Raw genomic sequence first — 11512 nt, forward strand, 5'->3', positions numbered from 1 at the left:
GGATCCGTTTAGTTTGGGTATTATTCCAAATATAAGCTTTTTGGCTTTTAGTACTTGAATAATACGGAATTGGTCCCGTAAATTTGGAGCCATCGAAAGAATAGTTGCTTGGAATGGTGTTGGCAGATACTGAGTCAGCACTTAATAGACCAAGGAAAACAGCCCCTAACAGTAATAGAAATGACAAGCTCTTTTTTAGCATATTAAATACCTCCACTACATGCATTATAACAAAAACTGGTTATACAATTAGAAGGTAGGATGAGATGAAAAGATAATTATGGATTAAGCTGACAACTTAACTCAATGACATCTCAGTAGTTAAGCCGTTATTTAAAAACTTCCAGGATCCCTACTCATGTGGTTTATAATCAGGGAAGGCTACGGCAATAAATATTTCAAGATACAGTAAGAAAATCTATTTCTCCTTCTTTTGCAACCTTTTGAAATAATTAAAAACGATTTTATTTAAAAAGTATCCCGGAGAAAAGAATATGGAAACAATGCCGACAATAACGCCTGAACCCCAAAAGGCTATACCCATTTGTTTAGTAATCCATAGAATAGATGCCATACATACAATCCCCAGGAATCTTACAAAATCACTAATTCCGGTTTCAGTTATCTTGATGTTCAATCCAATTTCCCCCTTTAAGTAATAACGCATACAGTATTATATTGGTTGATTTCAGTGCGGAATAGCTGTCATTGTATCTTTATGCTCGGAACTTAAAATCAAGTTAATTCTGTTTTCGATGTTTTATATCATTTGTTATGAGCTTGTTTAGAGAGTATCCTGGCGAAAAGAAAATTGGAATAAATAAACTAACTGTCATTATTCTCCAATATAGAATTTGGCTTTTCCAACAACAAACTAAACAAATATCATAATTAAGATGATAGCTGACTAAGAAAAGTTACTTATTCGCTTAGTCAACTTCTTGTTATCCATTTGATTACGTCCTTCCAAACAATAAAGATAACTACAGTATAAGTATAACTCGGTCTGTTGAGTTTCTTTATGGTGTTATATAGATGACTGGTCAGCAGCTCGATGAGGATCACATGATCTCAAAAGGTCGGCGTTGATAAGTGGCTCATTACTATTGAGAATAACAGAGTGGTAACAATCGTCATGAGCAAACTAAAAAGCCAATACAATTTTGCGTATCCAAAACGGTATTGACTTTTTAGTTATGTTTAATAATTAAAAGTTTGCTTCACTGCGGAAACTTCAGATGATTTGATCCAGCCGTTTACTTGTGGATTGGCACTGTCTTCAACGTAATAGTAAGTAGCGTTATTGTCCCGATTATTTTGCTTAGTGCCGATTTGAGTAACTTTAAGGGCATCGTTTACATATGCGGTTGTGGCGTTAAGATTTCGACCGACCTTATATTGTGTCCAATCCGGGGCGGTGTAAGTAAGTGTTGACGCTTTGGGTGTCGTAAAATAGAAAGTTGTCTTGGCAACCGTGTCGGATGGGGTTTCTTCTTTGAACGTTTGAACCGATGCTAGGCCATTCGTGACGGAAGTGGTGTCACTGCTTGGATTATTGCTACCGACATAAATCCAACCCCTATAGGCTTTATTAAACGACACAACCTTTAAATAAAACTTACCGTCACTGGTTTGAGCGACCCGATAACCCCGGAAATAGGTTTGTCCTTGGTCGGCCGTTGTTGCGACGGACTTTAAATCAGTTGCCTTAACGCTGATTTTTGCATCTTTCTGGTTGGGGATCTTGGTATAAAGCGCCTCTGTGCCTGTCGGCAGATAATTTCGAGTATTGGGATCGGTTTGCAGAGGCTCATTTAATGTCACTGTTGGGGCATCGGTTGTACTTGCGCGTACGTTGATTGCTAAATTGATAAAGGTAACAGAGACAATTGCCATGAGCAGTAACGACAATTTGTGCTTTAAATATAAGGTCAAAAGAATCCCCTCCACATTGAATTATAATTATACCGAAAGTATACATTGATTTTACCTTAATGACCGCTAAAGTCAAACATAAAAATTAGAAAACGATGATAACATTACTGGGAATGGAAAATAAAATTTAATTGGATGGAAGTTTGTAATCATCTATTTGTGACGCCGATGTGTCAGATGGTTATTAAAGACAACTTTTAAAAATTAAAATAATTATCATTTATAATATCTTTTTAAATGCATTCGGTGTATTCTAGTTTTAAACGATTTATAATCGGTTAACGGATATCTATGCAGAAAGAGGGGCGAAACTTTGAAACAATACAGGGTATATAAAATTGGGCGTTGGTTATTAATGGGTGCAGCAGTTGGCTTGTTTTCGATATGTATGGCAACCGGCGTTAATGCGAAAGCTAAGGAGACACTTCAAGTTGATTTTCAGCAGGCTGCTAAAAAATATCGTGTGCCGGTTAAGGTTTTAGAGGCGGTTTCGTACAACGAGACCCGGTTTGATGCACATAATGGCAAACCCAGTGTGGCTGGGGGTTATGGTGTCATGCACCTAACAGATGTGAGTGGTTCAACGATAACGGGTACCGACAATACATCGAAGGTATTGCCTGATTCGGCAGCACTTCACACGCTAAATAAAGCCGCTGGGTTGACAGGCTATTCAACTAAAAGGCTTAAGGAAGATACACGAACCAATATTAACGGTGGTGCAGCACTTCTAGCATATTATCAAAAGAAGCTTGGCCATTCGTTGACTAGTCATGCTAATTCTTGGTATGGTGCAGTTGAAAAATACAGTCAGGACACAACTAAACAGGCAGCGGCATTTTTTGCGGATAATGTTTACAAAACAATCAAAAAGGGTGTCACAAAATCCGGCGTTATACTGACTGCACAGAAGGTGAAGCCGTTGAAGGACCAATCGGAGAAACTTGATTTGGCCTCCGTTCCCAGTACGACTGATGGGCCGGACGGACTGCCGGTTGAATGGGTGCCGGCTCTTTATAAGGAATTTGATAATAAGGGTGACTACGGTAACTATGATTTAGCCAATCGACCAAGTGACGGGCTGAAGATTAATTATATTGTCATTCATAACACAGAGACAACGTTTGATGAGGCAACCAATTTATTTGCTTCGACTCCTAGTTACACCTCTGCTAATTACGTGATTAGTTCGGAACAGGGGACGGTAGCTGAGATGGTTCGTCCGCAAAATGTTGCTTGGCATGCCGGCAATTGGTACATTAATTCACATTCAATCGGAATTGAACATGAAGGATACGCGGCCGTTGGTGGCTATTGGTATACTGAAGCGATGTATCAATCATCAGCAGCGCTGGTCAAATACTTGGCCGCTAAATATAATATTCCATTAGACCGCCAGCACATTATCGGCCATGACAACGTGCCGGGGCTAACCCCTGCAGCTCAGAAGACAATGCATTGGGACCCTGGGACTTATTGGAACTGGCAGCATTACTTTGATTTGTTGGGTGTTAATTTTAAGGATAGTCAGGGAACCGGCAGTATCGTGACGATCACGCCTGACCCAGATCATAACTTAACAGCTGATTCAGGCCAGAAGGTAACGGATGATGGCGTTGATCTGCCATTGAAGGGCTCAAACTTTGTTTATCTGTATCAACAGCCGGGTTTCGATAGCAGTCTTATTTCAGATAAGGACTTTTCAACCAGTTCTGTTGGTACAACCGAAAAAGATGACTGGACAGATAAAGCTGTTGATGGCCAGCAGTTTTATAAAGTCGGTCAATCGGGGGACTGGACTGAAATTGACTATGGTGGACAACCTGCCTGGTTCTATAACCCTAACGATGCCAATACCACGAATGCGACTGGAAAGCTGGTCACACCGAAGGGATCCAGTACCATTCCGGTTTATGGGAGTGCCTATCCAACCAGCTCGATTTTGAAGAAAAACAAGGTAACGGGAACCAAACCATCGCCAATATATACTATTGCACCGGGGCAAAAGTATGTTTATGGCGGCGAGATGACATCAGATTACTTTAATTCCCATTTCAACTCGAACAGTGGTAAAAATGTCATTAAAGGAACTGATCAATACGTCCAAATCCAATTCAATCATCGAATCGGATTTGTAAAGGCAGCGGATGTTACTGTCAGTGATCAATAGAAATTCTTTCCAGCAAAAAAGCAATTCGACTTTGAATTGCTTTTTTAATTGGTTATTCGATTTCTTTTGGATGATTGAATTTTTGAAATTCCTGATTGCTCATCTTCCAAGAAATCTTGGAAATAACCGGAAGATTGGTTAACTTGGCATATTTATTCGAATAAACATATAATGAAATCTTTACCCGCGGCTTACGCTGATACAAGTCATACCGATAACGCAGTTTGGAACCGGCAGGGACGTCTTTATTGATACCGTTTGGATGATTGCCGCCATCGTCACCGGTTTTATCGGAAATATAATCAATTGCACTTTTACTGCGTAAAGTTGTCACTTTTTTGTTCGATGCATTGTAAACAACTGCCCAATCTCCCGTCTTTTGATGGGCGGGTTTATTATCTTTCTGCTGGCTGGAAGAGCTGCAACCGCTTAGTACAAGTGCCAAAAAGACGACTGGGAATAATAGTCCTTTTGTTTTTTGCATCATGATCGCCTCCAAACAAACTGTTTGGATTTATTATAACTTTATTAGTGAATAAATTCACTAAATATGACGATTGACTTTTAACTGAAATCAAGTGTCATTTCCCCACATTTTTTCAGGTAGGTCTGTCTCTTTTCTGGTTTAGAAGTCGAAATACTGCCAAAATTAAGCCACGTTCCAGATTTAATGCCTAACTGTTTCAGCGTTACTTTAATAAAAATCTTCCTAATTGCATTCCCACACCACATCCGAAGGTAAAAGGTTGGCGAAGTTGAAGTTGTGAAAACATAGGCGTGCTTGAGATTCGTTAATTCACCATGAACACCGGTTTTAGTGACGGTGTGAGACAAGCCTTCACCCTCTTTCATGACTTTATCAATAAATCCCTTAAGCATCCCCGGAAGATCATTCCACCATACCGGTGTGATAAAGATAATCCCATCAGCGTTTCTCAGCATGTCCAAGTACTTGGTAACCAATGGATCATGCGTTTTTCCCTGATGAAATAATCGAAGTTCCTCGGCATCATAAACGGGAGTAAATTGTTCCGCATATAGATCAATTAATTCCGGGGTCATATTCTGGTGATGCAAGTTGGTTAATACCTGTTCCAAAACGGCGTGATTGAAACTTTGATTATAGGGATGACAATAGACGACAACGATTTTTTTCATCATGATTTCACTCCAATCATTTCTTTAGCAGTGTTAGTTAACAAGACCCGATCATAGTCAGCCGCGTTATTTTGAATCAACATGGCGTACCCTTGAATAAAGGCCCAGACTTTGACAAATAATGTTTTTTCGGAATCATGAGTCGGATAAACCGCCATGATTTTTTTGATTAGTTGATGGGTATCGTCCAGCAAAGGGAAATGACTGGTACCATTATGTTGGTAGAGATCGAGAATGCTATTGTTGAAAAATAGGAAACCCATCAGGTTGGGCTGCTTCTTGAATTGGATGATGATAAACTCACCGAGATCAATGAGCTGGACGAGTGGGTCTTTTTCTTTCGTAGCCGTCTGCCGTGCTTGCTGGCTGAGTCGTTCGGAAAGCGTGGCGGTCACTGTCCGGAAGAGATCATCCTTACTATCAAAATGTTTATAAAATGAACCGGTTGTCAAGTGTAATTCTGCTAATAACTTTCGTAACGAAATTCCCTGATAACCGGTTTCTTTGATTTTGCGAATGGTTAAGGTAACAATATCGTTTTTGGTGTTGTTGGTTTTTCCTACTATAATGATCCCCTCCTTAATGTTTATAAGGTAACACTGTTATCCTATGGCTGTAAATCATTAAAATAAGTTGTGGTTATTTTATAGGAGGGTAGGCAATATCGTTAAACAGCGCTGTGAAAGCAAAAAATAAGGTTGTTTTCACAGCGCTGCTTATTTTGTTATCAAAATGATTGTTCAGTCGACAGATGTGTCAGAAGACGGGCTTGATTTAAACTTGAGCCCGTTTTTGAAGTTGAAAATTAATGACTGCGGCAATTAATGCGCAGATACTTAAAATGGTCACAAACAAATAATCATAGTGACCACCAATGTATGACCGTTGAACAAAGGAGCCATGGCCGCTGTTTTGGCTTGAAGCCATGATAGCGGCCATAATACCGACCCCGATTGACCCTGCAAACTGTTGAAGCATGTTAAAAAACGAGTTGATATCGGCGGTATTTTCCTTTGGAACATTAATGGAAGCATTTGAGATCGAATTTGAAAAGCCCATGTTAAAGCCGAATCTTAGTATACAAAACGCGAAGACAACCAACAATGCGGTCAACCACTGCTGTGCAACCAAAAAGACCAAGCTCCCAAGTGTTAGACAGCTTAGGCCGATTGTGATTGGCAGTGCATATCCGTGGGAATCAGCAATATTGCCGGCAAAAGGAGACGTGAGTGCGCCGATGATTGAACCTGGCAATAGTGTTAAACCTGCCACCATCGCAGATGTATGAAGAACATATTGGCAATATACCGGGATAACGAATGAAATGCCGATGTTGATAAATTGCAGACTAAAATAAGTAAATGCGGAAAGGGAAGTAGTTGCATGCTTGAGGATGCTGAGATCCATCAGTCCACTTGCACCGTGACTGTTTGCCATGATAAATAAGACCAAGCAGATGAGACCAACTATAATCGGGAGTACCACTGATAGGTTGGTTAATTTAAACGAAGCGGCTTTACTAACAGCATAAACAAAAGCGGTTAGTGTCCCAGCTAGAAATAGTAGGCTCAAAACGTCAAATGAGTTGTCCGTACCGAACGGGGCAATATTGATATATCGAATACCTAGAAATAACCCAATGAGGACAATCGGTAAGATCAACCAAAAGATTAGGCGCCAAGTTGTGATTGAGGAGATTACACCGCCATAGGTAGGGCCAAGTGCCGGTGCCAGAGAAATGACCATTCCAGCAAGACCGGTCATGGAGCCAATTCTACCCTTGGGGATCTGAGTGAAAATAATATGAAACATGAGTGGGGTAGAAAGCCCAGTCGCAATTGCCTGAATAATCCGACCAACCAGTAGAATCGAAAAGCTTGGTGCAACCGCACATAGAAGATCCCCAACGATGAAGGCGGATGCGGCAAATACGTAGATACTTTTTGCTTGAAATTTTTTAAGCAGGTAGGCAGTCGTTGCCATGACAATTGTGACCATCAACAGATAACCGGTTGTCAGCCACTGAATGGTATCAAGCGTTATATTAAAAAGACGTGAAAGTTCCGGAAATGTGACGTTCATTGATGTTTCCGTTAAAATACCCGTAAATGATAATAAGGCAGCCGCTAGCAGTGCAAGTAACGTCTGCCGACTAATTTTTTCTTCCAAAAATCTCCACTCCAAACAAATTAAATTTTGAAAATTATAATAAAGGGCCGGAAGCAAATTTTAGCTTTTGCCTCGGCCCGGTTAGTTATTCTAAACAAGAAAGTGACTAAATTACATTGCTTCCCAATCGCAATCCCACACGACACCCATTGCTTTTTCACCGGTATGAACAGTAATTGCCGGACTGATTTGATAGGTACTGATAGCGGCATTGGGGAACCTTTCTTTGATTTCGGTCACCCACTGTTTGCTTAATTTGGGATTATCGGCGTCAGCCACTGAAATTCTGAGTTGACCGTCGATATCTGAAAGCGAATTTTCAATTTCATCGAGGATTTTAGCCAACGCCTGCTTCATTGTGCGCGCTTTTCCAAGCGGAACGATCTTGCCATTATCGTCAAACGTTAACATTGGTTTTATTCTCAGTAGGTTGCCAACGAAGGCGGAAGTGCTGGAGATTCGGCCGGTTCGCATTAGGTGATCCAAACTGTCGACGACCAATGACACGTGAATTGAATCCCGCAGGTCGATCAGCCGCGGCAAAATCGTTTTCGCATTTTCACCATTTTGAGCCATTGTTCCTGCTAAAAGTGCCAAATCAGCTTCTCCGGCACTGGCAATCTTGGAGTCGAACGGATAAACGCGAATATTTTTGACGGTTTTGCTATACGCAACCAGGTTTTCGTAGAAACTGGTAATTCCGGATGAGAGGTTGACACAAATGACCTCATCATAGCCGGCGGCGCTTAATTCATCGAACGCATCCTGCATCTGTTGCATGGTGACCTGAGCAGTCGTTGGCAGTTTATCCGCACTAGCTAATTTCTTGAGAAACTCATGAGACGTGATATTAACACCGTCTTGATACTGCTCCGTTCCAAAAATAACCGTGATTGGCAGTACTTTAATGTTGTATTGAGCAGCAAGTTTTTTATCCAAATAGCTGGCACTGTCTGTAATGACTGCAGTTTTCATGAATTGTTTCCCCCATAACGGTTCTCTTAAGTAGTTTCTGGTACCTCATTAAGTTTAACCCGAATCAAAGGGGATGTCACAGGTTTAATAAGGTTATAAGCCGAAAGATTTCAATGGCTGATTATTGCTGAAAAAGGTGTTGGTGACTATTTTTTGTTACGATTCATAATTGCACGGAAAAGTTTGATTCCAAAGTAGATAACAGCAGCAATAATTGCGATATCGATTATGAAAGTTAGAATAACAAATAAAGTGTCACCCTGATAAAATGTGCCTTTACTCATGTCATGACCTCCTTTGATGATTATAAAGTGGACTAGTGTTTTTGAGACATAAGGCAAAAAGTAGTAGTCGACAGCTTTTTGACATGATCAATTCTATGTTACAAGAATTTTGGCTTGAAGGAAAATAAAGCTGCGATCTTTTCCAGCAGTCACCAGTCAATCCGTCAATGTCAATCAAGTACGGTATGAAGCGAATGAAATTAGACGGTTAACTCATCGAAAGGCCCAAATTATTCAATCAATGGCCGCGCAAGCTAAACAGTTGCCAGAATTAAAGAATTTAATGAGTATTCCTGGAATTGGCCAGACGACAGCCGTTCTTTTAATTGGAGAGTTGGGGGATATTCGTCGCTTCCGCAATAGTAATTGTCTAAATGCTTACGTGGGTATTGATCTGCGGCAATATCAGTTGGGAGAATTTGTCGCTTCTAAACATATTAGTAAACGCGGTAGTACTTTGGCCCGCAAGATTTTATTTAGGACAATTGCCAATATTGCTGCAGCTGCTCATTATCACCCTTGTCATACCAATGATTTCTACCAACGCTGTAAAGAAAAGCAATCTCCTCAGCCTGGGACTAAGAAAATTGCTATTGCAGCGATCCATCGTCTTCTCAGAACGATTTACCATCTTGTCATTTATAACCAAACTTATAACTATCAAATTGCTAAGCAGAAATAGCTAAGTGTTTGATTATAGTCATAGTTTACCAGCCTTGAATTTTTTTGAAATACTCAAGGTTTATTTGAGTGTCTCTAAAATTGACTGAAAGATGTCAAGATAACCAATGATCAATTAAAATGATCCCTAATCGTAGATTAGCTATTGAATGAAATACCTATATATCAACGTTTGCCTTGACAAAAGGTAGAAAAGCTAAAAAGGAGGTTAATCTTTGATGTTCGCCCAAAACTTACGTTATTTACGAAAAAAGAATCATATGAATCAAACCGAACTTGCTCACTATTTGGGCCGGAAAAGTGTCGCTTCAGTTAGTGAATGGGAAGCTGGTAAATATACCCCTAAATTACCAATTTTGGAAAAGATCGCAGCTTTATTTAAGGTTTAAGCCAATGATTTATTACAGTATGATTTAAGTCGTTTAAATAAAAGCCGCGATATTTTACCTATGTATACGCAACTGGTTCCTGAGCGGCAGCAGCATGTCTATGAAGTGATTGCTCAAGAATTGCAACATCAACGAGACGCTGCCAAGGTAGTTGAATTACCGCTAGAAATATTAAACATAGCAGGGGTCGCTTCTGCTGGTACCGGTGAAGAATTAGTTGACGAACGCGATCAGATTAATTATCGCGGCGAATTACCCAAATTTGACTTTGCCATTAAAATTAATGGTGATTCCATGGAACCACGATTTCATGATCAACAAGTCGCCCTGGTTAAGAAAGCCTTTGAAGCTGAAAATGGCCAAATTGTGATTGCTTATGTCGACGGTCGCAGTTACATTAAACAATTTGAACAGACGGAACAAACCTGTCGACTAGTTAGCTTAAATCGAAAGTATGCCCCCATTGAAGTTCAAGATAATCCCAGTTTTCAAATTAAAGGCATTGTAATCGGCACCCTTAGTAATTAGACAGGGTTATTTAAAAGCCCTCACATCAGGAAATTCTTGATGTGGGGGCTTTTGTTTATCCAAATTGGCGGTACCCTGGCGTTAAGTGGTCGTAAGGATGACGCACTATTTGGCTGAAATGACGATATGCTATAAGCGTCAAATCGATTTGATACAGAAAATCTTTTAATTCCGGAATTAGAAGATTTAAATCAAAAAAACATTAAATTTAGAAAGAGGTAATTATTATGGCAACAGCCACAAAAAGATTTGAATTAAAAATGCCGGGTAGCCAAGTGGTGCAAAAATTTTATTTAGATTCTGACAACACGGCATACGCTTTACAAATGTACGGGAACAGCGGAAAGGATATGATGTTATGTTACGGAACTATTGACCCTAACCAAACAAAGATTGACTTTACAGATTCTAGTTTTAAACAAATGCTTTTAATCAATTTTGGTCATGGTCAAACCTTTGAGCCATTCACTGATTCAGCTGGTAATAAGTGGGCTTGGGTGGCAACTTATGCTAGCTCAACCGAAAAAGACAACTTGGGTGCTTCCTGGGCAAGTCGGATTGGTGTTATTAAGCTTGATGGTCAAGCTAAGAATGCCAGTGATGTGCCAGCAATTACGTATTTAAACTATTTGGGTACTGGGAAAACCAAAAATATGAGTATGCATAGAGTTGATGCAGCTTTGTCCAGTGACAAACCCCGCTTAGCGATCTGGACGCAAGCCGCTGGTGACACACAAACTACAAACAAACAAATTACGGATTTGAATGCTCAGCCGCTGTTTGAGGCATTGCAGTCAGGCAATGTTAATGCTAAGACAGACCCAAGAATGGTTAAGGGCGGTAGCTTTTACGTCTCTAGTCGGAACATTACAAAATATGTTTATCCGCAAAAATCTTGGCAGGGAATGGAACTATCTGATAAACGATCACCAGAAAATGGCGGTTACAATTGGTTGTATTTCACTAGTGGACAAGCAGTCACAGGTTCAAAACCAATGATTATTCGCGCATCCTGGAATGTTTTTAGTGCCACTCCTGTCGAACGTGTCATGACCTTTACGGATCTATCTGGGGCGGTAGAAATCGAGGCACCACAATTGACTGGTAACGATATTCTGTTTGGGATTGAGCAAGGCCCATCCGGTCATAAAACCCATTATATTTACAGCGTTAAAAAATCTATTTTTTAGATAAAAAAGCCCTTCCCGAGTAAGGAAGGGGTA

Annotated in this window: 13 protein-coding genes and 1 pseudogene; 5 read left to right on the forward strand and 9 right to left on the reverse strand. The window is 40.2% G+C overall.

From position 1 onward, the window contains the following. From HMPREF0519_RS07590 to HMPREF0519_RS07600, 3 genes and pseudogenes are all read right to left on the reverse strand, one after another. A pseudogene (locus HMPREF0519_RS07590) lies at positions 1-202 on the reverse strand (D-alanyl-D-alanine carboxypeptidase); the annotation flags it as partial. 216 nt (positions 203-418) lie between these two features. Continuing rightward, positions 419-637 carry a hypothetical protein gene (locus HMPREF0519_RS07595; RefSeq protein WP_225429031.1) on the reverse strand — a complete coding sequence of 73 codons (219 nt, stop codon included), beginning with the start codon at positions 635-637 and terminating at the stop codon, positions 419-421. A 563-nt stretch (positions 638-1200) separates the two neighbouring features. Next, positions 1201-1935 (reverse strand): hypothetical protein, encoded by a 735-nt coding sequence (locus tag HMPREF0519_RS07600; RefSeq protein WP_003635216.1) that lies wholly within the window; start codon positions 1933-1935, stop codon positions 1201-1203. Positions 1936-2290: 355 nt separating this feature from the next. On the opposite strand from HMPREF0519_RS07600, the gene HMPREF0519_RS07605 reads away from it, so the two are divergent. Next, positions 2291-4105 (forward strand): N-acetylmuramoyl-L-alanine amidase, encoded by a 1815-nt coding sequence (locus HMPREF0519_RS07605; RefSeq protein ID WP_003635218.1) that lies wholly within the window; start codon positions 2291-2293, stop codon positions 4103-4105. Between the two features lie 52 nt (positions 4106-4157). On the opposite strand, the gene HMPREF0519_RS07610 is transcribed toward HMPREF0519_RS07605, so the two are convergent. From HMPREF0519_RS07610 to HMPREF0519_RS13875, 6 genes are all read right to left on the reverse strand, one after another. Continuing rightward, complete coding sequence (locus HMPREF0519_RS07610) at positions 4158-4592, reverse strand: hypothetical protein (RefSeq protein ID WP_003558629.1); 435 nt, start codon at positions 4590-4592, stop codon at positions 4158-4160. A 77-nt stretch (positions 4593-4669) separates the two neighbouring features. Next, on the reverse strand, positions 4670-5263 hold the full coding sequence (locus tag HMPREF0519_RS07615; RefSeq protein WP_190870510.1) for an NAD(P)H-dependent oxidoreductase: 594 nt from the start codon (positions 5261-5263) through the stop codon (positions 4670-4672). Beyond that, the gene (locus HMPREF0519_RS07620; RefSeq protein ID WP_324602952.1) at positions 5263-5853 is read right to left on the reverse strand and encodes a TetR/AcrR family transcriptional regulator; all 591 of its coding nucleotides are present in this window, start codon (positions 5851-5853) and stop codon (positions 5263-5265) included. Before HMPREF0519_RS07620 ends, HMPREF0519_RS07615 begins: the two co-directional genes overlap by 1 nt. 184 nt (positions 5854-6037) lie before the next feature. After that, on the reverse strand, positions 6038-7447 hold the full coding sequence (locus HMPREF0519_RS07625; protein WP_003635224.1) for an MFS transporter: 1410 nt from the start codon (positions 7445-7447) through the stop codon (positions 6038-6040). Positions 7448-7543: 96 nt separating this feature from the next. Further along, the gene (locus tag HMPREF0519_RS07630; RefSeq protein WP_003635226.1) at positions 7544-8407 is read right to left on the reverse strand and encodes a DegV family protein; all 864 of its coding nucleotides are present in this window, start codon (positions 8405-8407) and stop codon (positions 7544-7546) included. Positions 8408-8553: 146 nt separating this feature from the next. After that, positions 8554-8691, reverse strand: a complete 138-nt coding sequence (locus tag HMPREF0519_RS13875) for a hypothetical protein (RefSeq protein WP_003558639.1) — start codon at positions 8689-8691, stop codon at positions 8554-8556. Between the two features lie 262 nt (positions 8692-8953). Here HMPREF0519_RS13875 and HMPREF0519_RS07635 point away from each other — a divergent pair, with 262 nt between their 5' ends. From HMPREF0519_RS07635 to HMPREF0519_RS07645, 4 genes are all read left to right on the forward strand, one after another. After that, positions 8954-9373, forward strand: a complete 420-nt coding sequence (locus HMPREF0519_RS07635) for a transposase (protein ID WP_162255378.1) — start codon at positions 8954-8956, stop codon at positions 9371-9373. A gap of 217 nt (positions 9374-9590) precedes the next feature. Beyond that, entirely contained in the window at positions 9591-9761 is a 171-nt protein-coding gene (locus HMPREF0519_RS13070; RefSeq protein WP_003635229.1) for a helix-turn-helix transcriptional regulator, read from the forward strand. A 60-nt stretch (positions 9762-9821) separates the two neighbouring features. Then, positions 9822-10289: a S24 family peptidase gene (locus tag HMPREF0519_RS07640; protein ID WP_003635230.1), complete on the forward strand. Its 468-nt coding sequence runs from the start codon at positions 9822-9824 to the stop codon at positions 10287-10289. A gap of 227 nt (positions 10290-10516) precedes the next feature. Next, positions 10517-11479 carry a helveticin J family class III bacteriocin gene (locus HMPREF0519_RS07645; RefSeq protein ID WP_003635232.1) on the forward strand — a complete coding sequence of 321 codons (963 nt, stop codon included), beginning with the start codon at positions 10517-10519 and terminating at the stop codon, positions 11477-11479. Positions 11480-11512: the final 33 nt, after the last annotated feature.

The organism is Lentilactobacillus hilgardii DSM 20176 = ATCC 8290, from assembly GCF_000159315.1.
Taxonomy (GTDB): domain Bacteria; phylum Bacillota; class Bacilli; order Lactobacillales; family Lactobacillaceae; genus Lentilactobacillus; species Lentilactobacillus hilgardii.

Excerpts from the sequence above, each read along its gene's own strand:
- HMPREF0519_RS07605 (WP_003635218.1), top strand. The coding sequence starts at position 2,291 with ATGGGTGCAGCAGTTGGCTTGTTTTCGATATGTATGGCAACCGGCGTT.
- HMPREF0519_RS07610 (WP_003558629.1), bottom strand. The coding sequence starts at position 4,592 with ATGATGCAAAAAACAAAAGGACTATTATTCCCAGTCGTCTTTTTGGCA.
- HMPREF0519_RS07615 (WP_190870510.1), bottom strand. The coding sequence starts at position 5,263 with ATGAAAAAAATCGTTGTCGTCTATTGTCATCCCTATAATCAAAGTTTC.
- HMPREF0519_RS07630 (WP_003635226.1), bottom strand. The coding sequence starts at position 8,407 with ATGAAAACTGCAGTCATTACAGACAGTGCCAGCTATTTGGATAAAAAA.
- HMPREF0519_RS13875 (WP_003558639.1), bottom strand. The coding sequence starts at position 8,691 with ATGAGTAAAGGCACATTTTATCAGGGTGACACTTTATTTGTTATTCTA.
- HMPREF0519_RS13070 (WP_003635229.1), top strand. The coding sequence starts at position 9,591 with ATGTTCGCCCAAAACTTACGTTATTTACGAAAAAAGAATCATATGAAT.
- HMPREF0519_RS07640 (WP_003635230.1), top strand. The coding sequence starts at position 9,822 with ATGTATACGCAACTGGTTCCTGAGCGGCAGCAGCATGTCTATGAAGTG.
- HMPREF0519_RS07645 (WP_003635232.1), top strand. The coding sequence starts at position 10,517 with ATGGCAACAGCCACAAAAAGATTTGAATTAAAAATGCCGGGTAGCCAA.